Genomic DNA, 24,306 nt, shown 5'->3' with positions numbered 1-24,306 from the left:
CGGTCCGGGGTTGCGGGGTGCGGGCGCGCCGGCGGATGCGCGCAGCGGGTCGCCGGTCCAGGAGTGCGGTCGGGCGTTGGGCGCGTACGGTGGACATGCTTCATCACCTCAGGTCGTGGAGCCGGCTGGGGTGCTCGCTGGGCTGGGATCACGGGAGGCGTCGGGCGGGTTCGCCGGGGCGGGGGTGCTTCGCCGGGCGAGGTTGAGTGCGGCCAGGATGGTGATGAAGATCATGCCGTAGATCGTGGTCAGCACCGACGTTTCATAGATGTCGCCGGTACGCCACGTCTGTCCTAGAGCGTCGGTCACGGTGGTGCGCTCGCGGGTCAGGAAGGCGACGACGAAAGACCCGGCGGTCGCGGCGTACAGCACCAGGGGCTGCACGTGGGATGCTGTGCTCGGCTCGGGCGTCCTCTTCGGCTCTGGACCGTAGTAGCGCAGGTACAGTGCGAAGAGCTGCAGGAACAAGTAGGTCGTCAACGACCACCCGAGGAAGTTGACCAGGGGCACGCCGAAGAATCCGCCGCTGTTCTCCCAGATCCACAGCTTCAGGATGGTGGAAAGGGTGGGATCCATCGACAGATCCCAGGCAACCATGGCAAAGGACGCGATGATCGGTGTCCCGATGGTGGTCAGCCAGCCGGAAGCACGGCGGACCTCTCCGACCAGCAGTGTGGCGACCGTCCACGCCAGGTAGCCGGTGGCCACATAGGCGGGCCCGATCATCACCGGGACCAGGAAGAGCTGCGGACCCTGGGTGTAGTGGTAGTTCCCGAACGGGAAGCCGGTGAGGATGCTGAGGTTCTCCAGGATGTTGCTGACCAGCAGCGTGACCGCGTAATACACGAGAATCGCGCGCCAGCCATACCGGCGGGAGCCGTGCAGCAGCGTGAACACCGTTTGGGTGAGAAGGAGTACGGGGGTGCCGATGCCGGGACTGAGGTTTCTCGTCAGCAGGAGGATCAGCACGAGGCCGGTGATGATCCATAAGATGGTCGACGCTGATCGGCGGTGATTGGCGGCCATGATCGCCTCCGTATTTATGTTGACCTGGTAAGGGCGAGCGCAGGTCCTGAGTAGCCTGAACGACGATGCGAGCGGCGATCAGGAACGTGAGCCCGGTGAGCCGCCCGGGAACGCGGCGATCGCGGCGATCGCGGCGCTCACTGCGAGGGCCGGCCCGAGCATGACGACGTAGATCTTGCGCATTGTCTGCTCCCAGGATCGACATCAGTGTCATCGACGATGCTCGCCCGGGAAGCCGGGAACGTCGTCGCACAGTCGGGGAAGTCTCGGCTACCGCGCTCGGCGCAGAAATGCCGGGACCTACTCTGCACGGAGTACGCCTGGATCAGTGAGCTGTGCGCCGGCTGCTCGTGCCCCCTCCCCGTGCTGTTCGCCTTCGCCCTGGTGGGTGCGCTCTCCACTGGGCAGATGTCACCAGCCAGCCAGAAGGTCGGCTTGTCCTCATCAGCGACCGTCGGCTCGCGTGAGCAGGAGCGCGAACCCGAGCCGGGTGGCGCCGCTCTTGCCGGCCAGCAACTCGTTCTCTTCGCCGCCGGTGAAAATCGGGTGACATTTCGCATCGCTTGCCGGAATGTTGGGCGCGGTCGATGAGTTTTGTCGGTGGCACAGGTCAGTCTGTGCATGACCACGACTTCTTATGAGACCCAAGGCTGCGACGCCAGCCATGACCACGTCATGTCCGACAACCCCGATAGAGGTGCCGTGTCCAGCCCAAAGCTCGACTCACCTGCCAAATCCGCGACCGCCGTTCCAGGTCGCACCCCGGCCGTGATCCGGCTGCTGGTGCTCGCCACGTTCGTGGTCATCCTCAACGAGACGATCATGATCAATGCGATCCCGCGGCTGATGGGCGCGCTGAACATCACCGAACAGACCGCGCAGTGGCTCTCGACCGCATTCATGCTGACTATGGCGGCTGTCATCCCGATCACCGGGTGGTTCCTGCAGCGGGTGTCCACCCGTAGCGCGTACACCACCGCGATGGGTTTGTTCCTGCTCGGCACGGCGTTGGCCGCCGTCGCGCCGACGTTCGAGTTGCTGCTGGGCGCCCGCATCATCCAGGCGTCCGGGACGGCCGTGATGATGCCGCTGCTGATGACCACGCTGATGCAGGTCGTGCCCGAGGAAGACCGGGGCCGGGTGATGGGCAACGTCACCCTGGCCATCTCTGTCGCGCCCGCAATGGGCCCGGCGGTCTCGGGCGTGATCCTCCAATTCGGATCTTGGCGGCTGCTGTTCGCCGTGGTGTTCCCCATCGCCGCCGTGATCACATGGCGCGGTCTGAAGCAGCTCAAGAACGTCGGAGAGCCCCAGTTCAGCACCATCGACTGGTTGAGCGTGATGACCGCCGCCGCCGGTTTCGGCGGCCTGGTCTACGGGCTCAGCCGGTTCGAGGGCGGTGACGTCGGCGTTGCCGCCACAATCGTGGCGGCCGGCCTGGTCGCCATCGCCGTCTTCGTCGTCCGCCAGATGTCGTTGCAGAAGCGCGGCGTGCCGCTGATGGACCTGCGTACCCTGCGCAACCGCACCTACACGGTCGCGCTGATCTTGATGTCGGTTGCCTTCATGTCGATGCTCGGCTCGATGATCTTGCTGCCGCTGTATCTGCAGAACGTCCGCGGGCTCAGCGCCCTGGAGACCGGACTCCTCGTGATGCCGGGCGGCCTCGCGATGGGACTGCTGGGTCCGACCGTCGGCCGACTGTTCGACAAGTTCGGCGGCCGGGTTCTGGTCATCCCCGGCGCGATCGGGATCATGCTCGCGCTCACCGGCTTCACCCAGGTCACGATGACCATGCCGTACTGGCAGCTTCTCGGCCTGCACGCGCTAATGATGGTGAGTCTGGCCGCGACCTTCACCCCGGTGTTCACTCTCGGGCTCGGAGCGGTTCCCCGGCATCTCTACTCCCACGGCAGCTCGATCCTGAGCACGCTGCAGCAGGTCTCCGCGGCCTTCGGCACCGCGCTCGTGATCACCGTGATGAGCGCGCGAGCCGATGCCCTGACAGCCGCTGGAGTCACCGGGGCAGTCGCCAACCTCGACGGCATGCGGCTGGCCTTCATCATCGGCGCGGTGCTGTCCGTGGCTGTGGTCATCACCGCCCTGCTCCTACCGGCCCGGGCGGACAACGCCGGCGAGCACGCCGGCGAGCTCGAGGAAGCACCGGCGTGACGGCGGGGAGTGGGACGCTCTGATCTGTCGTGCCGGGCGGGCTGTGCCTGCCCGGCAACCGGCAGATCAGGTCCGCCGCCACAGATGCCGGGCGCACCGTCTGGGCCGAGCGCCCACTCCACGGCCCGGACGGCGGCCAGGACGCATAGCGTTGACAGATGAGCGAGCCTGTCAGTGATAAGGAGTTGCGGGAGATCGAGAGTCGTGCTCAAGCCGCAACTCCAGGACCGTGGTACGTGCGGTTCCTTGACGATGATGCCGCCGCCAACTTGGTCGGCGTCAGCACCGTACCCGACACTGGGCGCGGTGAGCGTTGGCCGGCGTGGAATGGCAGTGAGATGGGGGCGGCCACTTTGGTGCAGTTTCCGAAGCCCTACGTTGCAGGTCCGGATGATCGGTGGGATGAGAACGCGGCGTTCATTGCGCACGCACGGTCCGACGTCCCTCGTTTGCTGGCCGAGATCCGTCCGAACTGGCAGCAGAGGCCCGCTTCCTGGTCCTTCCGAGGACTGGGAATCGGAGGACTTCTTTCATCTCATCTACCTTCGGTCGCGAATTACGCGCCGCATCCACACGATGAGAAGCACCACACCGCCAACGACCCCGACGAAGATAAGCAGCAGCACTAGCAGGATGAGGATTTCCGGCAGGCCGAGGTTCATGAATCTCCTTGCAGAGTGGTGGCATGAATGAAACGTGCAAGGGTCAAGTGAGGTTCCCAGGGGCTCGCTGCACGTTGTACAGCTGGCACATATCGCCAGAGGCACGCTGCCCCCGCTGAGTACTGTAGCCCGGAAACCGGGAAGCCAATCTTTGTCCTCGGACCGGGCGGGGCTTCTTCGCGCGTCCGACTATCGGCAACGTTCAGGACAACCACACGTCATGGCCGGTTGCGTCCACGGAAGTGGTGGACGAGTTTGACCTGGTCCAGGGCGTGGCAGATCGAGACCGGCGATCCGGATCTGTTGCGATCCATGGTGAAGATCATGGCCGAGGCCGACACCCTGTGCGGGGCCGGCTACGGCGAACGCAGCGACGAGCGGACCAACCGGCGCAACGGCTACCGCACCCGCGCATTAGGGCACCCGCGCTCAGGGAGTCGGTACCGCTCCTCGAGCGCGGCGTGCTCGTCGAGGCCGATCAGTCGGTTGAACGCGTCGAAAGTGATCATGTTGTCGACGGCCGGGCCCGTTTCGCCACAGGTGGCGAGCGTCTTCAGGTAGTCCCGCATACCCTGGGCGGCCGCGAACGCCGCGCCGACCGAGAAGATCACGAGCGCATAGCCCATCTCCTGGAGCCCACGCACGCTCACCAGCGGGGTTCTGCCGCCCTCGATCTGGTTACTGAGCACGGGGACGACGCCGCGGAAGGTGTCGCAGATGCGCCGCATCTCGACCTCGCTCTCGGGGGACTCGATGAACAGCAGGTCGGCGCCCGGCGACCCCTTCCAGTCACCCGACATGAGCGTCGATGAGAGCCTGGCCCGGCTGATCGCAAGCGACACACCGACTCAGAGCCCACTCCCGCAGACACTTACCGCTTAACCTGCAGAAACAGGATCACGCGAAGATCGATTCATACACCACCTCGTCACTACGGTGAGGCGCATCGCGGTCGCGGACCACGTGGGCGTCACAGGGCGTGGTCGTCGTTGGGGGCGTGGCGGCTCCAGGGGGTGTCCTGCGCTTCGATGTCACGGGCCTTCAGGAGAGCCGGGAGCGGAGAGTATCCCGGGGAAAGGGCGCTGGACGCCGTCGTCTCCACCAGAAGGTTCGCGTCGTCACCCACGCGACTGTGCCACCCACCGCCCGCAGCGCCGAGGCGCGGCGCGGCGAGGCGCGGCGAGGCGCGCGATATTGGGCACGATGCCGCGGGGTCTCGATCCGCCATGCATGCGTCCTGCGCTCCATGCCGCGAACCTATCGGCCGGGCAGTGCAAGCTCGGCCTGCCGCGGTGGTTGACGCAACGCTGCTCAGATGAGGCGTACTTGGTCTGTGCCGTTCAAGAGATTTCTCGGGGCCGTGTCGATTTCGGCAGCGCGCGATCGACGCGTTGGTGAAGGGACAAGCGAGCGGCCCGGCCCACATCCCGGAACGGGCTCACAACAACAAACGATCACGACACACTCGGGAGATGTGATGAGCAAAGTGGTGATGCACAACGTCGTGTCGGTGGACGGCTTCATCGCCGATGCGAAGGATCAGGTCGGCCCGCTGTTCGACTGGTACTCCAACGGCGACACCGCGCTCGACGAAGGCGGCATGATGAAGGCCTCGCGAGTCTCGGCCGAGTACGTCAAGCCGATCTGGGCGAGCATCGGGTCTCTGGTGATCGGGCGTCACCTGTTCGACATGACCAACGGCTGGGAGGGTTTGCCGCCGACGGGTGAGCACGTGGTCGTGGTATCGCACCGGCCCAAGCCCGACGGGTGGCACCCGGAGGCGTCGTACCACTTCGTCGACGATGTGGCACAGGCGATCGCGAAGGCCAAGGAGCTCGCGGGCGACCGTAACGTTGCCGTGGCGGCGGGCGACGTCGGCGGTCAGGCGTTCGCCCTTGGCCTGGTGGACGAGGTGGCGATGGACGTCGTGCCGGTGGTCTTCGGCTCAGGCAAGCGGTACTTCGGGTCGGTCGATGCCCAGCATCTGCTCGAGGACCCGCACGTGGTGATCCAGGGCGACCGGGTGCTGCACCTGCTCTATCGAGTCCGCCGCTAGGCAAGCTCAAGCCGGGCGATCGGCTCTCGCCCGAGTCTCCTTCGTCGAGTCCTGCCGCCGAGCATCCAGCTGGCGGGCGAGGTAGATACCGGCCCGCGCGGCTCCGAATCACCGCGGCGGATCAGGTGGACGAGGGCGAACGGTGCCGGATCAGGATTGTTCGTGATTCGGTCATGTCCGGGACGGCGTAGCCGGGTCCTTCAACCCCCTGGCCGCTGTCTTTGACCCCGCCGTACGGCATCGGATCGGGGTGACAGCTGGACGTGTCGTTGATGATGACGCCGCCCATCTCCAGTCGGCGGGCGAAGGCGAAGGCGACGTCGAGGTCTTGACAGAACACCCCGGCCTGCAGGCCGTATCTGCTGGCGTTGGCCATGCGCACCGCCTCGTCGAGGGAACCGATCGGGGCGATGGCGACCACCGGAGCGAACGCCTCTTCGGCGGCGAGCCGGGCAGTCTCCGGCAGCCCGGCCAGGAGCGCCGGAGCGATCATCGCGCCCGCCCGGTCTCCTCCCGTCAGCAGGACTGCCCCGTGGTCGACGGCGTCCTTGACCAGGGTCTCCGCGCGTTGTGCCGCCGCGGTGCTGATCAACGGGCCGACCTGGGTTCCGGGCGCCCGCGGATCGCCGTACGGAATGGCGCGGACGGCGCTACGCCGAGATGCTCCGCCCTCTCGGCGGGAAGGTGGACGTGCTCGACGGGCCGGCGGGTCTGGCTGCCGAACGCAAGCTGCTGCGCAGCGTGTTCTACAAGGGCTTGGCCGCGGCCGCCGTCGAGGCTCTTGCCGCGGCCCGTGCCGCGGGCTGCGAAGACTGGCTGCGGGAGAACATCGTCGATGAGCTGACTCGCGCGGACGCCGCGACCCTGGACCGGCTGGTCGAAGGCAGTCGCCGGCACGCAGTGCGCCGGACCGTCGAAATGCAGGCCGCCACCGAAATGCTCACCGACTTGGACGTGCCCCCGCTGATCGCCAGCGCCAGCAGGGATCTGTTGCATCGGCTGTCCCCGCCGGGAGGAGCATCCTCCACGTTCCCTCAGAACTTAGCCGAGTGAGAGCACCGCAACGACGATCAGCATCAGCAGGAGCACCAGTCCGCCCGGGATCGCCAGGAGAGCGATGATGAAGCCCTTCCCGTTCCATGGCTGGGGGGCGGGGCCGAGGGCGCCTCGGGAGTAGGCCCACATGGGGGCGCGATATTCCACCTCGAGCGCCATCCCGGGCTGGAGCCAGACCGTCAGGTCCGCAGGACCGATCTGTGCGGGCAGGAAATAGGGCAAGTGGACGTGAACGTGATACTGACCGGGAGGAAGCGGGATCGTGTTAAGGCCCCATCGGCCCAGCATCTGATAGCCATTGAGAATGATCTTGGGCGTGATCATGGCCAGCATGAAGCCGAGCCAATGCCGCTTCACGTCAAGGACGAGATGCGCCTGCGCCCCGGCGGAAGAGGGGGGCGGCGGCTGCCGGCTCCACGGGGTGAGAGGGGAGGGCGGATGCACGGCCGTCATGCTACTGCCATTCCGATCTCCTGAAGATTCGCATGGATCTCATGGTCGTCAGCGGCTCGGGGACCGAGCGGCAGCCGGAAGCCGCGATCACCCGCAGGAGCTCCGTACGGCGAGGCAGGGCCTCGGCGCCCGAGGGGCGTCGGCTGATCCGTATGGCGGCGATGCCGGGCAGGAGCACGTGCTCGGTCATGGAGATGTGGGCGCGATGCGAGAGTATGTGAGCTCGAAGTCGAGGTCCCAGGTGACGCCGTCCTTCGACTGCTCCCAGCGGGCCTCCACGGTGTCGCCATCCGGGCTCAGCGTGCCGATGAAGCGCTGGTTGAAGCCGGGGGCGTCGCGCCACATCTGCCACTCGCCATCGGCGAACGTCATCTGGTACACCCGGTGTACGCCGCGGGCGTCGGCGTACAACATCATGAACTGTTCGGTGGCGTCGTCCAGGCCGATCACGGCGGTGGTCGGGAATGGGGCGTTTTCGCGCCACGCCTGCGGGACTGTGTCCGGCATCTCGTCGATGTCGGACATCTGGTGCAGGTAGGCGCCCTCGTCCTGCCACGTGAACTCCGTCCACGCGCTGCCCATGCCGGGGACCCGGAGCTGCACGGTCCACCGGCCGACGAGCACATCGAGCCGGGAGAGTGCGGAGTGCCTGCCTGCCATGATCACGTCCCTTCTCGTTGACCGTTGATGTCGCCGTGAGTCCGTCATACAACGGCCAAGGCGACTTGTCCGGTGAGCGGGCCATGTCGCGTGACAGGCGGAGCGGTGCAGATTGCACCGGGGCTCCAGCCTCCTGCCTGGCTGTCCGATCATACGCGCGCGAAGGGCGCCGCTACGGTCACGAGGTGTGACAGATCCGTTACGGCATTCTGCGGTGGTCGGATGGCGACAGTGGCATACTCCCCCGCGTGCCATCCTGTGTCCCCCGTGAGGATGCCCGTTATTTCGGCGGTGCGCTACCGACGCTGGTTCTCTGTTCGGCCGAACCCATCGTGCAGCTTCCCAGGTTCCGGCTCGTTTCCGGCAGGCCGTCCACGTGTGCCGGGTGGGCGTTCATCCCCGGTGTGACCTTCTCGATGATCGAGGGGCCGGGGCGATTTCGGCTCATGGTGGAAGGGATCACTCATGGGGACGAGGCCGATGCGCGTTTCGCGTGGCTGGGCGCCGTGGATCGGGCCGGTGGGGCGGTGGTGGCGGTGGTCGACGCGCACAGCGAGACGTACAGCTGGGTGACTCTGGCCGATAGCGGGCGGGCGCGGGGTGGGTACGTGCCTGTCATCCGGCGTTCCTGCTGAGGCGAGCCCACGCGAACACGATCGTCGACGGCGGCATGAACATCAGTTGAGCACGGTCCAGGATTTACCGGCTTCAGGGCTAACTATATGCATTAATCTTGCCACTGTGAGTAACGAGGTCGTGGCACGGGTGATGCGCCGCATCGGACGACGCGGCGCGTCTCTCGCGTTCATCGGGCTGCTCAGCCTGGCCATCGCCGCCTCCCTGGCGTTCGCGCCGCCCGACCAGCGCGCCACCCCTGGCTACGCCATCCTGGCCTCCTTCGCCCCGCTGACCGTCTGGGCCGCGGCCTGGTGCGTCATCGGCGCCCTGTGCCTGGTGCAGACGTTCATGCGCTCCGACCGCGTCGCCTACGCCGCCGCCACTGCCCTGCTCGTGCTGTACGGCCTGGTCTACCTGGTCTCGACCTTCACCGGCGACAATCCGCGCGGCTGGGTCGGCGGGGCGGTCTGGCTGGCGTTCGGCGGCTGGATCGCGCTGATCGCCACCTGGCCGGAGGCCGTCAGCGTGGACCGGCTCCCGGGCACGGGGGCGACGGCCGTCGTCGTCGCCGACGCGTCCGGGATCATCCTGTCGTGGAACCCGCAGGCCGCGGCCTTGTTCGGCTGGAGCACGGACGAGGCCGTCGGGCGGCCGTTGACGGTGCTGATGCCGCCCCGCTTCCGCGACCAGCACGCGGCCGGGCTGGCCCGGGTACGCGCCACGAGCCAATCGGAACTGGCCGGCCGGATCATACCGCTGGTGGGCCTGCGTCGCGACGGCAGCGAGTTCCCCATCGCGCTGACCGTCAACGCCTGGCACAGCGACGACGGCATCACCTACACCGGCGTGATCCGGCCGATGGGAGGAGGCCGCGATGCCCGGGTTGAGTGACATCCTCATCCAGGTCGGCGTGGGCGTGGTCCCGCTCGGCGTGGCGTACCTCGCCTTCAGGTCGGCCACCGATGCCAACAAGAAGACCCAGCAGATCGCACTGGCGCAGGCCGAGCGGCAAGCCGAGATAGAACGTTCCAAAGTGGACGCCGAGGCGTTTCTCCGAGCGAAGACGATCTACGAAGACGCGCTGAGCCAGATGGAGCGGCAGATGAGCCGGGTGCAGAGCCAGGCCGGCCAGCTCAGCACCGACCTGATGGCCGAGCAGAGCACCTCGACCGCGATGCGCGACCAGATCCGGCGGCTCCAGGCGCAGATCAGGGCACTGGAGCGGACGGTAATGACGTTACGGACCCAACTGGTCGCGGCAGGGCTGTCGCCCGCGCCGGCCTCGGAGACCACCGGACCTTACGTGATCGGCCCGCAGAACGAATAGCCGCCTAGAGGCCATACGCCCGGGCCAGCAGCTCCGCCGAGCGCAGCCACGCTTTCCTGTCGGGCGCGGAGAACACGACGATGAGCTCATCGGCCTGGGCGTGCTCGGCGAACCGGTCCACGTAGTCCTTCACCTCGCCCGGATCCCCGACGGCCGAATACTTGGCCATCTGCAGGATCTGCTGCCCGGCCGGCGACTCGAGGATCAGGTCGGCCTCCTCCGGCGTGAACGTGCGCCCGCGCCCCAGGAACCTGCTGACCCTCAGCCGCTTGGCCGCCAGGAACTGCTCCTGCGCCTCCTCGGCCGTGTCCGCCGCGATCACGCTGAGCGCCGCCATCACGTACGGCTGCGCCAGCTGCGCGGACGGCTTGAACTCGCGCCTGTAGAGCGCCACCGCCTCTTCCAGCGCTGTCGGGGCGAAGTGCGAGGCGAACGCGTAAGGCAGCCCGAGCATGGCGGCCAGCTGGGCCCCGAACAGGGACGACCCGAGGATGCACAGCGGCACGTCGGTCCCCTTGCCGGGGGTCGCGTCGACGCCGGGGATCCGCGACCGGCCCGTCAGGTACCCCTGCAGCTCCAGTACGTCCTCCGGGAACGTGTCCGCGGCGGCCGGGGTGCGGCGCAGTGCCCGCATGGTCTGCTGGTCGCTGCCCGGCGCCCGGCCGAGGCCCAGGTCGATGCGCCCGGGATGCAGGGTTTCGAGCGTGCCGAACTGCTCGGCGATCGTCAGCGGGGAGTGGTTCGGGAGCATCACGCCACCCGCTCCGAGGCGGATCGTCCGGGTGTGCGCGGCCACATGAGCGATGAGCACGCTGGTCGCCGAGGACGCGATGCTGTCCATGTTGTGGTGCTCGGCGTACCAGATCCGCTGGTAGCCGAGCTCCTCCGCGCGCTGGGCCAGGACCACGCTGGCGGTGAAGCTGTCGCTCGCCGTCTCGCCCTCGCCTATGTGCGCCAGATCAAGGATGGACAGCGGCAGAGCCATGGGTACGCGCCTTTCGCAGAGCCGGCATTGGTGACCTGGCTGGTTGCAACAGCAATGAAGACGCGGTTATTTCGCCGGGCCCCCGGGGGGTCGGGGGCCCGGCGAATCTCTCAGGACGCGGTGCAGGTCACCGGGGACGGAGTGCCGTTCTGGCCGGTCCAGTTGCCGGTGAAGCCGAACGTGGCGGTCGCGCCCGCGGCCAGGGAGCCGTTCCAGTTCAGGTTCGTGACGGAGACCGTGCCGCTGCCGGAGAGGTTCCCGTTCCAGAGCTGGGTGATCGTCTGCCCGTTCTGGAAGGTCCAGCCGACCCTCCAGCCGGAGATGGCGGACGAGCCGGCCTTCACGGTGACCTCACCCTGGAAGCCGCCCTGCCACTGGCTCATCACCTTGTAGGTGGCGGTGCAGCCCCCGGGGCCAGTGGTCGGCGTCACGGTGGGCGTGACGGTCGGGGTGACCGTGGGCGTCACGGTCGGGGTGGCGGTGGGTGACGGGGCGGCGATGGCCAGGTCGTACGCGCGCTGCGGCACGAACTGCCCGGCCGCTGCGATACACCCGTCCGCCTCGCCCGGGGGCTTGACCCAGAGGTAGGCATCGATGGCCGCGTCGCCGGTGTTCGTGGTGCTCCAGGTGCCGGTCGCGCGGCCGGGCGGGTCGCACCACTCGCTGCCGGAGGGGCCGTTGCCGTTACGGCTGGTGTCGACGACGGCCTTCAGCCTGGACACGCCGGTCGCCGCGATCACGCTCTTCGCGTACGACACCAGCCCGGGCGTGGCCCGGTAGTTGGAGGTGTTGACCGCGATGCCGTCGGCGCTGTTGGCCACGTCCGCGCCGGTCAGCCGGGAGGCGGCCTCCGAGGCGCCCAGCCAGGCGTCGTGGCCGATGTCGAAGTACACCTTGGCCTGGCCTCTGAGCTTCTTGCCCGCGTACGCCATCGAGGCCTTGACCTCGGCCTGCTGGGAGGCGTTCATGCAGTTCGACATGATCGCCAGAGCATCCGGCTCCAGGACGATCGTCGCGGGGCGGCCGGCCAGCCCGGCCGCGATCTGGTCGATCCAGGCACGGTAGGACGCGTGGTCGGGTGCGCCTCCCGCGCTCGCGCCGCCGCAGTCGCGGTTCGGCATGGCGTACACGACCATGATCGGGACCTTGCCTGCCGCGGCGGCGGCGCCGGCATACGCGTCGACCTGGCCGCGCACGGTCGTGGGGTTGTAGGTGGCGAACCACCGGCCCTGCGGCACGGCGGCGATCCTGTCCCTGATCACGGGGGTACGGCTGTCGTTCGGGTTCGCGGCCACCCACTTGGCCGCGCCGGTCTGGGGATCCACGTAGAAAGCGGAGTCGGCAGCCTGGGCAGTGGACGAGGAGAACACGACCGCGCCCGCCGCGGCCGTGGCGGCCGCCGTCAGGAGCACCGCCAACATGGGCCTTCTGCGAGACATGAAATCACTCCGTTGGTCATGTGGGAGCGCTCCCACTAGCTCCCCGGATGGTAGGGAGGCGTTGCGAGCCGCTCAAAGACATCCGATGGCTCGCCATCGCATATCGCCTGGCCAGAGCCTCTTGAGGGGTGAAAGTTTCACTCGGCCAGGCATGCCTCGAAGACCGCGGTCAGCCGGTCCACGTCGGCCGGCGTCGGCGCCTCAGGGCCGACCCGGCGACGCAGGGCGCCGATGCCCAGGAAGACCGCCGCCACCATGCGGGCCCTGGCCAGGGCGTCCGGGCCGCCGCCGAGCTGGGCTTCCAACGGATTCAGCACGGCGGCGATCAGACGCTCGCGGGCCACCTCCTCGACCTCGGGGTGGCGGGCGGAGCGTTCGAGCGTGCGCAGGATCGGGCTGTCCGGCGGGTGCTGCATGCGCTCGGCGGCATACAGCGCCAGCCGCCTCGCGAGCCCCTCCTCAGGTCCCTCGAACAGCGCGCTGATGGTCGGCTCGCCCTCCAGCACCGCGCCGAACAGCCCGGCCTTCGAGCCGAAATAGCGGCCGACCAACGCGATGTTGGCATCCGCCGCGGCGGCGATCATGCGGATGGTCACCTGCTCGTAGCCGTGCTCGCCGAACAGCGTGCGGGCGGCCTGCAGGATCCGTTCACGGGTGGCCTCCCTGCCGCGGGGCCGGGTCACCTCGGCGTTCATGCTCCGAACTCTAGTCAACGACCCAGGGCTGCAGCCCTGGGTTTGCGTCTCGCGGTCCGGTCTGGTTGACCGGCTCGGGACGCACTGAGCCCGCTTGCCACGGGGGGCTCGTTGGGCATGTTGACGAATGCCCACACCGTGCTGGCCCGCCTTGCGACGTTGAGCGCGGCGATGTGGTCGGCCGGTCCAGCGAACCCGCACGACCCGCGACGAAAGCTGTCCCTGCTGGGACGGTTGCCTCGCCCGGTGTGCCCGCACCACCGGTTCGGGCACATCTGCGAGGTGTAGGCCGGATCCACCTGCACGAAGGCGACGCCGGCGCGGCGTGCCTTGTAGGCGAGGAACTCGCCGAGTTGGTGGAACGGCCAATTCGAGAGCGTGGCCCGCTGGGATGGCCAAAGCCGTACCCGGTCGCGGATCCCCGCCAGCTCCTCGACGGCGACGCCGCGTCCGGTGCGCTGCGCATCGGCCACGATCTCGTTGGAGATCACATGATTGGTCTGGGCGGCGAAGCGGCGCTCCCGCTTGGCACGCCGCTTCAACTTGCGGCGGGCCGACTTGGTGCCCTTGGCCTGCAATTCGGCCCGGACCCGGGCCATCTTGCGGCGGTAATGGGTGAGTTTCTGCCCGCTGTAGTTGGTTCCGTCGCTGGTGGTGGCCAGGTTGACGATCCCCCGGTCCACCCCGATCCACCCCTGCGGGTCGGGCTTCAGCGGAGCCTCGGGGATGTCGCAGGTGGCGATGAGGTACCACACCCCGTCGCGCAGCAGCAGGTCGGACTCGCCCTGCCGGTAGGCGGCGAGCGTCTTGAGCTGGCCGGGCGAGCCGGTGAAAGCGATGTTCTTGACCCGGCCACGCACGGTCCAGATCGACACCGTACGGGCGTCGTGCAGCCAGGACAGGCAGCGGTCATCGAACGGATGAGCCGCATCCGAACGGAAGGTGATCGGCTTGGACTCGGCCTTACGCCGCCGCCTGCCCGTTACCTGCCGTTGCGGATCAATCCGCGCAGGTTCGTGTAGGCGTCGGCCACCTTCTTGATCACATGCTGGGCCTGCTGCGCGCCGAGCCCGATAGCTTTCAGTTGGTCATAGAACTGGCGGCGTAGTCCGTACACGCCGAAGGTTTTGGTGTGGAAGCCGAGGCGAGAGACCTGATTGGCGGCCTGGTTGAGCTGGTGCAGGGTCGCCTCCATCGCCTCGGCCTGCTCGGCCGTCGGCAGGAGCTTCACCTGCACCACCAGTTTCATAGTCGAACATATTATCGCGTGACGCAGATCACTGCGAGCAGAACCTCGACGTCTCGACGAGTGCCGCAGCGTGGTCTACGGCCTCCATGCTCATTTGGTCTTCACACCGAGGTGCCGACGGGGCGTCTTCGCCGACGAACTGCTGCGCCGCTGCGAAGAGATCATGATTGAGGTGCACGACAGCCCGGACTGACGTCCGAGCGTTCCAAACCCGAGATCAGGAAGCGACCCCTCCCGGCGTAAGCGCCCGGGTTCCTCGCTAGATAGCGCTGGAGACACCCCCCACACTTGCCGCTCGGCTAGTAAACAGGCGTATACTAAGTTCGTATAAATCTGCACAAAGGGGATGTGGTGTCTTGGTAGCCCAGGAGGGGACCGCCTCCCCCACGACGCGGGCGTACACCCACCGCGAGATCCTCGAGGTCATGTCCGGGCTGATGCTCGCGATGCTCACATCGATGATCTCGACCTCGGTGGTGGGCACGGCTCTGCCGACGATCGTGGGGGAGCTCGGCGGTCAGGACCAGTACTCATGGGTCGCGTCCGCGACCATGCTGACGATGACGGTGTCCACGCCGTTGTGGGGCAAGCTGTCCGACCTCTTCGGGCGCAAGCTGCTCTTCCAGTCGGCGCTGGCGTTGTTCGTCGCGTCGTCGGTGGTGGCCGGCCTGTCGCAGAACATGGGGCAGTTGATTGCGGCGCGGGCCGTACAGGGCCTGGGTGTGGGCGGTTTGTCGGCGCTCTCCCAGGTAATCCTGGGTGACATCGTCTCGCCGCGGGAGCGGGGCCGCTACTCGGGCTACATGGGCGCGGTCTTCGGGATCTCCACGGTCGCGGGGCCGCTGCTCGGCGGGTTCATCGTGGACACCGACTGGCTCGGCTGGCGCTGGTGCTTCTACGTCGTGGTGCCGTTCGCTCTGGTGTCGTTCCTGGTGATCCAGAAGGTGCTGCGGCTGCCGAAGGTCAAGCGGAACACCTCGATCGACATCTGGGGCGCGACGACGATCACGGCCAGCGCGAGCGGGCTCATGCTGCTGCTGACACTCGGTGGCACGGAGTTCGAGTGGAACTCGGGCTGGACGTACTTCCTGGCCGCGACCACCCTGCTCATGCTGGCGCTCGCGGTGCTGGCCGAGCGGACGGCGGGCAACCCGATCCTGCCGCCGCGGCTGTTCCGCAACCGTACGTTCGTGCTCACCAGCCTGGCCTCGCTGTTCGTCGGCATGGCGATGTTCGGCGCGATGATCTACCTGCCGCAGTACCTGCAGATCGTCAAGGGCCTCAGCCCGACGAACTCGGGTCTGATGACGCTGCCCATGGTGATGGCGCTCTTCCTGTCCGGCGTGATCTCCGGCAAGATCGTCACCCAGACCGGCAGGTGGAAGATCTTCCCCGTCTTGGGCCTGCTCATCGTGGCCGTCGGGTTGTTCCTGCTCTCCCACCTGCACGTGGACTCCAGCGAGTGGCTCATCGGCTTCGACGTGGCCGTACTGGGCATCGGGCTGGGGCTGTCCATGCAGATACTCATCCTGGCCGCCCAGAACGGCGCCGAACTACGTGACATGGCCTCCACCACGTCGGGCGTGTCCTTCTTCCGCTCGCTGGGCGGCGCCGTCGGCGTGGCCGCGTTCGGCGCGATCCTGACGAACCGGCTCAAGGACGAGATGGCCGAGATGCTCAAGGCGGCGGGCATCTCGCTGCCCGGAGGCTCGGACGTCAAGCTCGGCAGCCCGAGCGCCATCCAGCAACTGCCCGCGCCGATCAAGAACATCGTGCTGGAGTCGTTCACCCGCGGCCTGGAAACCGTGTTCATGGTGGGTGTGCCCATCGCGCTGCTCGGCTTCGTGGCCACGATCTTCCTCAAGGAGCTCCCGCTGCGCGGCCCCGCGACGGCGCCCGCGGCGCCCACGCCGCTCAGCAAGGACGACCTGGTCCTGGCCGGACTTCTGCTGGAGCTCGTGGCCCAGCGCGTCGAGCGAGCACACGGCGAGCCGTCCGCGCTGCTCACCGCGGTCGCCAAGATGGCCCCACCGGACGACCGCTCCGAACCCGAGCGCGCCAGGGCGGTGGCGCGTACCGTGCTGCGGCCCACCTCGCGTGCCCTGATCGCGCAGGCCACGACCCCGCAGAAAGACCTCGTCTCTGGAGGAATCTCGCAATGATTCGCAAGTTCGTGGGCGCTGTCGCGGCGTCCCTGGCGGTGCTGGCCGGGCTGTGGTTGATGATCGCACCCTTCGCCCTCGGCACCCAGCCGGAGAACGCCGACTGGACCGACATCACGCTGTCGGAGTTCTTCACCGGCCTCGGCGTGGCGGTCGTGGGACTCGTGGGCGTGGTCAGCTTCGCCATGGCCCTGCATGAGGAGCTGGTGGCGCGCGGCCTGGTGGTCGTGCGCCCGCGGGTGACCGAATCTGAGCACGAGGCCGTGCCGAGCGGGCCTCAGGCGTCGTCGGCCGAGCTGGCCGCGTTGCTCGCCCCGCTCGTCGAGGCGCTGCGTGAGGACTTGAACACGGGTGAGCACCGCAGGAACGGCAAGGCTCCCCTGGTCGGAGTGGAGGAGAACCGATGAAGGCCAAGCTGGGCGTCTCCGCCCTGGTCCTGTTGTTCCTCGGCGGACTGTGGCTGGTCGCCGCCCCGTTCGCGGTCGGCTACCAGCCCAGGGGCGCCGCGTACGTCGACGCGACGGTCAACGACCTGTGGGTCGGCGGCTCGCTGGCCGCGCTCTCGTTCGTGTCCCTCGTGATCTACGCCGCCGACGCCCTGCGCGAGCTGGCCAAGCGCGGTAAGCACGCGGGCAACTGACCGCAGGAGCATGCCGTGTTCAGCGGTAGTACGGACCCGCGGTGGGAGCCGCTGGCAGGCAGGCTTCCCGCAGGGCGGTTCGAGATCGGCAAGGACGGTGCCGGCCTGCTCGTGGTGGGGTTCGACGGATCGGGTCCGAGCCGCAACGCGCTCGCGTACGCGGCCGGGCTCGCCCGCAGGGACGAGGCCGCGCTGCTCATCGCCTTCGTCGAGTCACTCAACACCGCCGCCTTGTGGTTCTTCGCCGGGTCGCCGATCATCCCGGACTCGGGAGCCGACCTCGCCGACGACCTCAGGGACGAGCTGAAGGGCGCGGGCGTCCCATGGCAGTTCGTCAGCGTACGGGGTGACGCGGCGCGGGAGCTGGAGACGCTCGCGAACGCGTACATGGCCGACGCCATCGTGGTGGGCCGCTCGCGTCACTCCTGGTGCGGCTCGGTGGCGGCGACGCTGGCGAAAAGGGCTCGCCGTACCGTGCTGATAGTGCCCTGACCTGGCGAGACGTCGCATATGGTGGGTAGATGAAACGTGCTGCAGCCATGGCGTTCGTGGCGCTCGCGTCCGTTTCTTGCGGCGCGACCGAGCCGATCGCGTCGGTCGCTCCCGAGCCCACGACGTCCACTCCCGCATACGAGACACCCGGCTCGCCGACGGCCACGCCCACCAAACCGGCCTCGCCGCCCGCGTTCAGCGCCAAGGTGTCGAACGTCGCCCGCGACCGCCTGCCGTACTCGTGGCGGCCCGGCTGCCCGGTCCACTACCGGGATCTGCGACTGGTCACGCTGTCCTACTGGGGGTTCGACAACAAGCCGCACACCGGCGAGCTGGTCGTGCGCAAGACGGTGACCGATGACATCGTGACGGTCTTCAAGAAGCTGTACGGGTGGCGCTGGCCGGTCTACCAGATGAAGCTGGTGGACGCGTACAAGGCTGACGACTTCGCCTCGATCGAGGCGAACAACACCTCTGCCTTCAACTGCCGCAAGGCGACCGGTTCCAGTAATTGGTCCAACCACGCCTACGGGGAAGCGATAGACATCAATCCCCAGCAGAACCCATATGTCACCGCAAGTGGCAGCACGGCACACGAAAATGCCGAGAAGTACACCGAGCGCCCAATGAAGGGCAAAGGTGTGATTAATCCTGGCGACAAGGTGGTGAAGGCCTTCGCTCAGGTCGGCTGGGAGTGGGGCGGCTACTGGTCCGGTGCGAAGGACTATCAGCATTTCTCCAAGGGCGGAGGCTGACACAATCGCACCATGGCGGCTAAGGACGGCGATGGGTGGACCGAGTGTTCCCAAGGCCACAGGCATTGGGGTGTGCACGGGGCTTCGGGGTTGCTGGTCGTGCACCATGACGGCATGGGCGTGCCGTACGTGCTCATGCAGAAACGGTCCTGGTGGAGCCACCACGGCGGCACGTGGGGGCTGCCCGGCGGGGCGCGGGACAGCCACGAGGACGCCGTCGCCAGCGCGTTGCGCGAGGCTCGCGAGGAGGCGGCCCTCGGCGGCGAAGGGCTGCGGGTGCAGGGCGTCTATCTCGACGATCACGGCGGGTGGGCGTTCGAGACGGTGATCGCGGAGTCGGCCGAGAGGCTGGCCGCGGCACCCGCCAACGGCGAGAGCACCGAGCTGCGCTGGCTGGCCCTGGACGAGATGGCCGGGCGGAAGCTGCATCCGGGGTTCGCAGCGACGTGGGGCGAGATTCAGGGAGCGCTCAGGCCGGAGACGATCGTGCTCGACGTGGCCAACATCGTGGGCGCGCGGGCCGAGCATGGCTGGTGGCGCGATCGCGCCGGGGCGGCGACGCGGCTGCTGGAGGACGTGGCAGGGCTCAGGCTGGACCATCCCGTGCTGGCGCAGTGGTTTCCCAGAGTGGTCGCGGTCGTCGAGGGGGCGGCCAAGAGCGTGCCGGCCGTTCCCGGAATCGAGGTGGTCGTGGCTCCAGGCAGTGGAGACGACACGATCGTGGAGGTGGTGCGGGAGAGACGGCCGTGGGAGCGGGTCGTCGTGGTCACCGCGGATCGAGGGCTGCGGGAGCGGGTCAGCGAGCTGGGTGCGGAGATCGTGGGGCCCAGGTGGTTGCTCTCCCGGCTGGGCGATCGGTGACCTTTACCGCTCGGCCAGGGCCACGCTGTCGAAGGCGGCCTTGAGGCCGGTCACCTCCAGGACGCGCTGAAGCACACCGTGCACACCGACCAGACGTAAGCAGCCGGCCTGCGCCGCCACCCTCCGCTGGTGCTCGACCAGCACCCACAGGCCGCTCGAGTCACAGAACTCGAGCCGCGACGCGTCGACGACGATCTCCACCCGGCCGTCGGCGAAGAGCTTCAGCAGGCGTTCCTTGAGCAGCGGCGCGGTGAGCTTGTCAAGATCGCCGACCAGGCGCACGAGCATGCCCGAGTCAGCACGCGCCACCTCGACGTTGAGATCCGCCACCTCCTGAACGTACACCCGTGTCACCGCAGCCGCTATCGTGGTTGGCGCACGGGAGGGTTCGCATAGTGGACGAGTGCAGCCGCCTTGAAAGCGGCCAGGTCAGCGATGGCCTCATGGGTTCGAATCCCATACCCTCCGCTTAATCACGGATCCCTGCGAATCCGTCGCCGACGCAGGCGGCGAGCTGGAGGTAGGCGTCCCTGGTGGACTCCTGCAGCCGGTCCAGGTCGATCTCCGCGCCCTCCTCCAGATGCGGGTCGTACGGGACCCGGATCACGGCGCGGCACCTGGCGGCGAAGTGGGCCTCCAGCTTCTTGATGTCGACCGCCGACTTCGACCGGGGCCGGACGCTGCACAACACCACGGTCGCGTTCTTCACCAGGTCGCCGTAGTGGTGGGCCTCCAGCCAGTCGAGCGTGGCCGAGGCCGCCCTGGCGCCGTCCACCGACGGGGAGCTGACCAGGACGATCTGGTCGGCCAGCCCGAGCACGCCGCCCATGGCGGAGTGGAGCAGCCCGGTGCCGCAGTCGGTGATGCAGATCGAGTAGAAGTTCTCCAGCACCTGGGACACGGCCTGGTAGTCGGAACCGCTGAACGCCTCGGAGACCGACGGGTCACGGTCGGAGGCCAGGATCTCGAGGCGCGAGGGCGCCTGCGAGGTGAACGCCCTGATGTCGACGTACCGCTTGACCTGGTCGCGCTCGTTGAGCAGATCGCGTACGGTGGCCGAGGTCTCCAGGACCAGCTTGTCGGAGAGCGTGCCGCGGTCGGGGTTGGCGTCCACGGCGATGACGCGGTCGCCGCGCATCTGGGCCAGGGTGGCGCCGAGGCCGACCGTGGTCGTGGTCTTGCCCACGCCGCCCTTCAGGCTCAGCACAGCCACGCGGTGATGCCCCGTCGTCACGGGGGTGCGGGCACGGGCGATGAGCTGGCGGCGGCGGCGGACCTCCGGTGGCTCGCCCGGCTTGATCCAGCCTCCGGAGGCCTTGTAGACCAGGCGGCGCCAACCCTTGGAGGGGGCATTACGCCGTCCGCGTAGCAGGGACTCCGGGTCGAGGCTCTCGGCGGTCGGCCGGCCGGTGACCGGCGGCCTGGGCGGGGCGGTGAACACGGGGACGGGCGCCGGACGGCGGCGCAGCCGCGGAGGCGGCGTGGGGATCTCGCGCTCCGCGGGCCGCCATTCGTGCTGCTCCGTCCACTGAGGATTCTCCTGCTTCTGGGACGGCGGCTCGGAACGCCGCTCGACCGGCTCAGCAGGCCGTTCCACCGGATCGGGACGTCGCTCCACCGGCTCGGGACGCTGCTGGACCGGCTCGGGACGCTGCTGGACCGGCTCGGGACGCTGCTGGACCGGCTCGGGACGCTGCTGGACCGGCTCGGGACGCTGCTGGACCGGCTCGGGACGCTGCTGGACCGGCTCGAGATGCTGCTGGACCGGCTCGGGACGCTGGGGAGGCTCGTCCGCGGGGAGCGGCTCCGTCCACTGCGGGCGCTCGTTCCTGGGGAGGGTCTCCTCCCAGGCCTCGTCGTTGTCATCCGCCTCAGTGGAGCCCGGCTGCTCGTCCTCCAGCTGCTTGGGCTGCTCGGCGGCCGGCAGCTCCTCGGCCGGCCGCGACCAGCCGGCCGGCGGCCACGAGGTGTCCTCGGGCTTCTCCGCCGGCTGCTCGGGCGTGCCGGTCTCCAGAGGCGGCGTGAACGACAACCTGAACGTGTCGGTGTCGTCGGGGCGCGGCAGCGGCTTCAGCGGGGCATGGAACGGGTCGTCCGCACTCGGGCCTGCCGGGCTCTTGGGCTCCTCCCTGGTGGTCGCCTTGCCGAGCCACTCCCCGGCCTCGCTCTCGGCCTCGGGCAGATCCTCGGCCGCGGCGTGGCCGTACACCGAGTCGACGGCGGCCCTGAACAGCGGCGGTGTCGGCGTCTCGTGCTGCGTCGGGACGAGCAGCCACGGGTCCGTGGGGTACGGCGAGGCGATGGGCTCGTCGGCAGAAGCAGTCGAGGCGCTGACCGCGACCGGAGCTTCTTCCGTCTCCTTGATCGCGTCCAGCCAGGCCAGCTGTTCCTCGAGTGATTCTTCTCGATCGTGTCTTGCCACCGTGTTCCCCCTCGGGTGGGTCTAAAGGGGCAGCAAATACCTTGCAGGGTAACGCCAGGGGTTGCCGTGCAGCCCGGCAACCCACAACTTCTTTGCCCGGCTACCGTGGTTCGCATGCGAGCCATTGAGATCACCGAGCCCGGCAGCCCAGAGGTGCTGGAGTGGCGCGAGGTGCCTGAGCCACCTGTCGAGCGCGGAGACGTGCTCATCGACGTGGCGGCCTCGGCGGTGAACCGCGCCGACGTCCTGCAACGCAAAGGATTCTATGACCCTCCGCCCGGCACGCCGCCTTATCCGGGGCTCGAGGTCTCCGGCGTGGTGGCCGAGGTGGGCGCGGACGTCGAGCAGTACAAGGTCGGGGACGAGGTGTGCGCGCTGCTCGGCGGCGGTGGTTACGCCGAGCGCGTAGCCGTGCCCTGGCAGCAGGTGATGCCGGTGCCGGACGGCGTGCCGCTGAAGGTCGCGGCGGGGCTGCCGGAGGCGGCCTGCACGGTCTGGTCAAACGTGTTCATGGTCGGGCGGCTGCGTCGTGGCGAGACACTGCTGGTGCACGGCGGTGCCAGCGGCGTGGGCACGTTCGCCGTCCAGCTGGCCAAGGCGCTCGGCTCGCACGTGGTCGCGACCGTCGGCACGGCGGACAAGGCCGAGCAGGTCCGGCGGCTGGGCGCCGACGAGGTCGTCAACTACCGCGAGGAGGACTTCGCCGACAAGATCAAGGCCGACGTGATCCTCGACATCATGGGCGCCAAATACCTCGCGGGCAACGTCCGGGCGCTGCGCACCGGCGGCCGGCTGGTGATCATCGGGATGCAGGGCGGCCGCAAGGCCGAGCTCGACATCGGCGCCCTGCTGGCCAAACGCGCCGCCGTGCACGGCACCACGCTGCGCTCGCGGCCGGTGGAGGAGAAGGGCGTCATCGTAAGGAGCGTCGTGGACAACGTCTGGCCGCTGGTCGCGGCCGGTGCGGTGCGTCCGGTGGTGTACGCCGAAGTTCCTATGTCCGAGGCGGCCGAAGCACACCGTATGTTGGATTCGGGACAGCACGTCGGCAAGATCCTCCTAGTACGGTGAGTCATATGAATGCTGAGGACAACAACACCCCCCACATCGTGGTGGTGGGCCCCGACTTCCAAGGTCAGGGCGATAGTGGCGAAGAGGACCGCTCGGTCACGCAGCTGGTCGAGCAGCCCGCCAAGGTGATGCGTATCGGCAGCATGATCAGGCAGCTTCTGGAGGAGGTCCGCGCGGCTCCCCTCGACGAGGCCAGCCGCAAGCGGTTGAAGGAGATCCACGCCTCCTCCATCAAGGAGCTCGAGGACGGTCTTGCGCCTGAGCTGGTCGACGAGCTGGAGCGGCTGTCGCTTCCGTTCACCGACGACAACGGCACGCCGCCGAGCGAGGCCGAGTTGCGCATCGCGCACGCCCAGCTGGTCGGCTGGCTCGAGGGGTTGTTCCACGGCATCCAGACCACGCTGTTCGCGCAGCAGATGGCGGCCCGCGCCCAGCTGGAGCAGATGCGCAGGGCGTTGCCCGGCGTGCCCCATGACGAGCAGGGGCATCGGCCTCCCGGTGGCTCGGGACCGTACCTCTAGAACAATTTCTCCAGGACCTGCGCGACCCCGTCGTCGTCGTTGGCAGCAGTCACGTGATCAACCGCCGCGATCACGTCGGGGTGCGCGTTCGCGACTGCGTACGACGTGCCTGCCCAGCTCAGCATGGGCAGGTCGTTCGGCATGTCACCGAACGCGACGGCCTGCGACGGCTTGATCTCGTGCTGTGCGGCGAGCGCCGCCAGGGCGGTCGCCTTCGTCACGCCCTGCGCGCTCATCTCGATCAGACCCCTGCCGCTGGAGTGGGTGGCGGTCACCAGGTGGCCGACCAGCTCGTGCACGAGGGCTTGCAGCTCGTCGGGGCCCATGTGCGGATGCAGGGCCAGCAGCTTGGCGCAGGGGCGCGATGTCACGGAATCGACACACATCGCCGCGGCGCCCGTGCGGTCCAGGCCGCCGAGCAGGAAATCGGACTCATGCGCAAAACCAACTTCATACTCGACCGAAAATACGAGATCGGACACGTTCGCTCTTAGCTGAGCGACGACTTCCTCGAGCACGTCGGCGGTGATGAGGTGAGATTCCACTATCCGTTCGGTATGGAGATCGTAGATCAGTGCTCCATTCGCACAGATCGCGAGCCCGCGGTGACGTACCGCATTCGCGACCTCGCGCATCCACCGCGGCGGCCGTCCGGTCACGAACACCAGCACAGCGCCCGATTCCTCGACCCGGCCGAAGGCCGCGACCGTACGTGGAGAGACTGTTCCGTCCGGACGCAACGCGGTGCCGTCGAGGTCAGTGGCCACCAGTCGGGGCGTGGGAAGGCTCTGCATAACAGGTTCCAGTTTGCCCGGTGATGCCGCCTGACAGAAATCTTCCATGGGAGTGGAACACCAACGCGCCAGAATGGTGTTAGATGTGATGGCGTTGTATTAGCTGATCCCGTAGTGAAAACCAGCATGACTTTGTCTGAGCCACCCCGGGTGCTTGCTGTACGACACACCGGGACCCACGAGGTGTGGG

General features: G+C 68.0%; 28 protein-coding genes, 1 tRNA gene and 2 pseudogenes. 17 read left to right on the top strand and 14 right to left on the bottom strand.

Annotated features, from left to right (window positions below; genetic code table 11):
- Positions 1 to 108 precede the first annotated feature (108 nt).
- Positions 109 to 1,026 (bottom strand): carotenoid biosynthesis protein, encoded by a 918-nt coding sequence (locus ACTWPT_RS33345; RefSeq protein ID WP_443181476.1) that lies wholly within the window; start codon positions 1,024 to 1,026, stop codon positions 109 to 111.
- Positions 1,027 to 1,470: 444 nt separating this feature from the next.
- Positions 1,471 to 1,692, bottom strand: a complete 222-nt coding sequence (locus tag ACTWPT_RS33340; protein WP_443181475.1) for a hypothetical protein — start codon at positions 1,690 to 1,692, stop codon at positions 1,471 to 1,473.
- Positions 1,693 to 1,728: 36 nt separating this feature from the next.
- Between ACTWPT_RS33340 and ACTWPT_RS33335 the strand changes: the two genes are divergently transcribed.
- From ACTWPT_RS33335 to ACTWPT_RS33325, 3 genes and pseudogenes are all read left to right on the top strand, one after another.
- Positions 1,729 to 3,198, top strand: a complete 1,470-nt coding sequence (locus tag ACTWPT_RS33335; protein WP_443181474.1) for an MDR family MFS transporter — start codon at positions 1,729 to 1,731, stop codon at positions 3,196 to 3,198.
- Between the two features lie 158 nt (positions 3,199 to 3,356).
- Entirely contained in the window at positions 3,357 to 3,827 is a 471-nt protein-coding gene (locus tag ACTWPT_RS33330) for a hypothetical protein (RefSeq protein ID WP_443181473.1), read from the top strand.
- A 312-nt stretch (positions 3,828 to 4,139) separates the two neighbouring features.
- A pseudogene (locus ACTWPT_RS33325) lies at positions 4,140 to 4,271 on the top strand (transposase); the annotation flags it as partial.
- Here the strand turns inward: ACTWPT_RS33325 and ACTWPT_RS33320 are convergent.
- Positions 4,259 to 4,660, bottom strand: a complete 402-nt coding sequence (locus ACTWPT_RS33320) for a hypothetical protein (protein ID WP_443181487.1) — start codon at positions 4,658 to 4,660, stop codon at positions 4,259 to 4,261. The pseudogene ACTWPT_RS33325 and the gene ACTWPT_RS33320 overlap by 13 nt on opposite strands.
- Before the next feature lie 677 nt (positions 4,661 to 5,337).
- Between ACTWPT_RS33320 and ACTWPT_RS33315 the strand changes: the two genes are divergently transcribed.
- Positions 5,338 to 5,916, top strand: a complete 579-nt coding sequence (locus tag ACTWPT_RS33315; RefSeq protein ID WP_443181472.1) for a dihydrofolate reductase family protein — start codon at positions 5,338 to 5,340, stop codon at positions 5,914 to 5,916.
- Between the two features lie 121 nt (positions 5,917 to 6,037).
- Here ACTWPT_RS33315 and ACTWPT_RS33310 read toward each other — a convergent pair.
- A pseudogene (locus tag ACTWPT_RS33310) lies at positions 6,038 to 6,556 on the bottom strand (aldehyde dehydrogenase family protein); the annotation flags it as partial.
- A gap of 44 nt (positions 6,557 to 6,600) precedes the next feature.
- Here ACTWPT_RS33310 and ACTWPT_RS33305 point away from each other — a divergent pair.
- Positions 6,601 to 6,969: a DUF1932 domain-containing protein gene (locus ACTWPT_RS33305; protein WP_443181471.1), complete on the top strand. Its 369-nt coding sequence runs from the start codon at positions 6,601 to 6,603 to the stop codon at positions 6,967 to 6,969.
- On the opposite strand, the gene ACTWPT_RS33300 is transcribed toward ACTWPT_RS33305, so the two are convergent.
- A complete protein-coding gene (locus ACTWPT_RS33300; protein ID WP_443181470.1) occupies positions 6,958 to 7,416 on the bottom strand; it encodes a hypothetical protein in 459 nt (152 codons plus the stop codon). The genes ACTWPT_RS33305 and ACTWPT_RS33300 overlap by 12 nt on opposite strands.
- Before the next feature lie 195 nt (positions 7,417 to 7,611).
- Complete coding sequence (locus ACTWPT_RS33295) at positions 7,612 to 8,085, bottom strand: hypothetical protein (RefSeq protein ID WP_443181469.1); 474 nt, start codon at positions 8,083 to 8,085, stop codon at positions 7,612 to 7,614.
- A 404-nt stretch (positions 8,086 to 8,489) separates the two neighbouring features.
- Between ACTWPT_RS33295 and ACTWPT_RS33290 the strand changes: the two genes are divergently transcribed.
- The 3 genes from ACTWPT_RS33290 (at position 8,490) to ACTWPT_RS33280 (ending at position 10,030) form a co-directional block, all read left to right on the top strand.
- Positions 8,490 to 8,720, top strand: a complete 231-nt coding sequence (locus ACTWPT_RS33290; protein ID WP_443181468.1) for a hypothetical protein — start codon at positions 8,490 to 8,492, stop codon at positions 8,718 to 8,720.
- A gap of 106 nt (positions 8,721 to 8,826) precedes the next feature.
- Positions 8,827 to 9,594, top strand: coding sequence for a PAS domain S-box protein (locus ACTWPT_RS33285; RefSeq protein WP_443181467.1), 768 nt, complete (start codon positions 8,827 to 8,829; stop codon positions 9,592 to 9,594).
- Positions 9,578 to 10,030, top strand: coding sequence for a hypothetical protein (locus ACTWPT_RS33280; protein WP_443181466.1), 453 nt, complete (start codon positions 9,578 to 9,580; stop codon positions 10,028 to 10,030). The genes ACTWPT_RS33285 and ACTWPT_RS33280 overlap by 17 nt, the downstream gene beginning before the upstream one ends.
- Before the next feature lie 4 nt (positions 10,031 to 10,034).
- Here ACTWPT_RS33280 and ACTWPT_RS33275 read toward each other — a convergent pair whose 3' ends face one another.
- The 5 genes from ACTWPT_RS33275 to ACTWPT_RS33255 all read right to left on the bottom strand — a co-directional run bounded on the left by ACTWPT_RS33275 (position 10,035) and on the right by ACTWPT_RS33255 (position 14,398).
- Positions 10,035 to 11,015 (bottom strand): LLM class flavin-dependent oxidoreductase, encoded by a 981-nt coding sequence (locus ACTWPT_RS33275; protein ID WP_443181465.1) that lies wholly within the window; start codon positions 11,013 to 11,015, stop codon positions 10,035 to 10,037.
- A 110-nt stretch (positions 11,016 to 11,125) separates the two neighbouring features.
- Positions 11,126 to 12,454, bottom strand: a complete 1,329-nt coding sequence (locus ACTWPT_RS33270; RefSeq protein ID WP_443181464.1) for a glycoside hydrolase family 6 protein — start codon at positions 12,452 to 12,454, stop codon at positions 11,126 to 11,128.
- A 137-nt stretch (positions 12,455 to 12,591) separates the two neighbouring features.
- The gene (locus tag ACTWPT_RS33265) at positions 12,592 to 13,149 is read right to left on the bottom strand and encodes a TetR/AcrR family transcriptional regulator (protein ID WP_443181463.1); all 558 of its coding nucleotides are present in this window, start codon (positions 13,147 to 13,149) and stop codon (positions 12,592 to 12,594) included.
- 14 nt (positions 13,150 to 13,163) lie between these two features.
- Positions 13,164 to 14,024, bottom strand: a complete 861-nt coding sequence (locus ACTWPT_RS33260) for an RNA-guided endonuclease InsQ/TnpB family protein (RefSeq protein ID WP_443181462.1) — start codon at positions 14,022 to 14,024, stop codon at positions 13,164 to 13,166.
- Positions 14,025 to 14,131: 107 nt separating this feature from the next.
- Entirely contained in the window at positions 14,132 to 14,398 is a 267-nt protein-coding gene (locus tag ACTWPT_RS33255) for a hypothetical protein (protein ID WP_443181461.1), read from the bottom strand.
- A 356-nt stretch (positions 14,399 to 14,754) separates the two neighbouring features.
- Here ACTWPT_RS33255 and ACTWPT_RS33250 point away from each other — a divergent pair, with 356 nt between their 5' ends.
- The 6 genes from ACTWPT_RS33250 to ACTWPT_RS33225 are packed head-to-tail and all read left to right on the top strand — an operon-like array spanning position 14,755 to position 19,308.
- Positions 14,755 to 16,560 carry an MDR family MFS transporter gene (locus ACTWPT_RS33250; protein ID WP_443181460.1) on the top strand — a complete coding sequence of 602 codons (1,806 nt, stop codon included), beginning with the start codon at positions 14,755 to 14,757 and terminating at the stop codon, positions 16,558 to 16,560.
- Positions 16,557 to 16,967 (top strand): hypothetical protein, encoded by a 411-nt coding sequence (locus tag ACTWPT_RS33245; protein ID WP_443181459.1) that lies wholly within the window; start codon positions 16,557 to 16,559, stop codon positions 16,965 to 16,967. The genes ACTWPT_RS33250 and ACTWPT_RS33245 overlap by 4 nt, the downstream gene beginning before the upstream one ends.
- Complete coding sequence (locus ACTWPT_RS33240; RefSeq protein WP_443181458.1) at positions 16,964 to 17,200, top strand: hypothetical protein; 237 nt, start codon at positions 16,964 to 16,966, stop codon at positions 17,198 to 17,200. Before ACTWPT_RS33245 ends, ACTWPT_RS33240 begins: the two co-directional genes overlap by 4 nt.
- 15 nt (positions 17,201 to 17,215) lie before the next feature.
- Positions 17,216 to 17,692, top strand: coding sequence for a universal stress protein (locus tag ACTWPT_RS33235; protein ID WP_443181457.1), 477 nt, complete (start codon positions 17,216 to 17,218; stop codon positions 17,690 to 17,692).
- Between the two features lie 47 nt (positions 17,693 to 17,739).
- Positions 17,740 to 18,447: a M15 family metallopeptidase gene (locus tag ACTWPT_RS33230; protein WP_443181456.1), complete on the top strand. Its 708-nt coding sequence runs from the start codon at positions 17,740 to 17,742 to the stop codon at positions 18,445 to 18,447.
- Positions 18,448 to 18,459: 12 nt separating this feature from the next.
- Positions 18,460 to 19,308 carry an NUDIX domain-containing protein gene (locus ACTWPT_RS33225; RefSeq protein WP_443181455.1) on the top strand — a complete coding sequence of 283 codons (849 nt, stop codon included), beginning with the start codon at positions 18,460 to 18,462 and terminating at the stop codon, positions 19,306 to 19,308.
- Between the two features lie 3 nt (positions 19,309 to 19,311).
- Here the strand turns inward: ACTWPT_RS33225 and ACTWPT_RS33220 are convergent, their stop codons facing one another.
- On the bottom strand, positions 19,312 to 19,638 hold the full coding sequence (locus tag ACTWPT_RS33220; RefSeq protein WP_443181454.1) for an STAS domain-containing protein: 327 nt from the start codon (positions 19,636 to 19,638) through the stop codon (positions 19,312 to 19,314).
- A 51-nt stretch (positions 19,639 to 19,689) separates the two neighbouring features.
- Here ACTWPT_RS33220 and ACTWPT_RS33215 point away from each other — a divergent pair.
- Positions 19,690 to 19,776 (top strand) — tRNA-Ser (locus ACTWPT_RS33215).
- Between the two features lies 1 nt (position 19,777).
- Here the strand turns inward: ACTWPT_RS33215 and ACTWPT_RS33210 are convergent.
- Positions 19,778 to 21,730 carry a nucleotide-binding protein gene (locus tag ACTWPT_RS33210; protein ID WP_443181453.1) on the bottom strand — a complete coding sequence of 651 codons (1,953 nt, stop codon included), beginning with the start codon at positions 21,728 to 21,730 and terminating at the stop codon, positions 19,778 to 19,780.
- Positions 21,731 to 21,844: 114 nt separating this feature from the next.
- Between ACTWPT_RS33210 and ACTWPT_RS33205 the strand changes: the two genes are divergently transcribed.
- Both ACTWPT_RS33205 and ACTWPT_RS33200 read left to right on the top strand, forming a co-directional pair.
- A complete protein-coding gene (locus ACTWPT_RS33205; protein ID WP_443181452.1) occupies positions 21,845 to 22,801 on the top strand; it encodes an NAD(P)H-quinone oxidoreductase in 957 nt (318 codons plus the stop codon).
- 5 nt (positions 22,802 to 22,806) lie between these two features.
- The gene (locus tag ACTWPT_RS33200; RefSeq protein WP_443181451.1) at positions 22,807 to 23,322 is read left to right on the top strand and encodes a bacterial proteasome activator family protein; all 516 of its coding nucleotides are present in this window, start codon (positions 22,807 to 22,809) and stop codon (positions 23,320 to 23,322) included.
- On the opposite strand, the gene ACTWPT_RS33195 is transcribed toward ACTWPT_RS33200, so the two are convergent.
- The gene (locus ACTWPT_RS33195) at positions 23,319 to 24,089 is read right to left on the bottom strand and encodes an HAD family hydrolase (RefSeq protein WP_443181450.1); all 771 of its coding nucleotides are present in this window, start codon (positions 24,087 to 24,089) and stop codon (positions 23,319 to 23,321) included. The genes ACTWPT_RS33200 and ACTWPT_RS33195 overlap by 4 nt on opposite strands.
- Positions 24,090 to 24,306: the final 217 nt, after the last annotated feature.

Source organism: Nonomuraea sp. 3N208 (genome assembly GCF_052245935.1).
Classification (GTDB): Bacteria; Actinomycetota; Actinomycetes; order Streptosporangiales; family Streptosporangiaceae; genus Nonomuraea.
The sequence above is the reverse complement of the archived record's forward strand: the minus strand, read 5'-3'. Positions and strand labels throughout refer to the sequence as shown.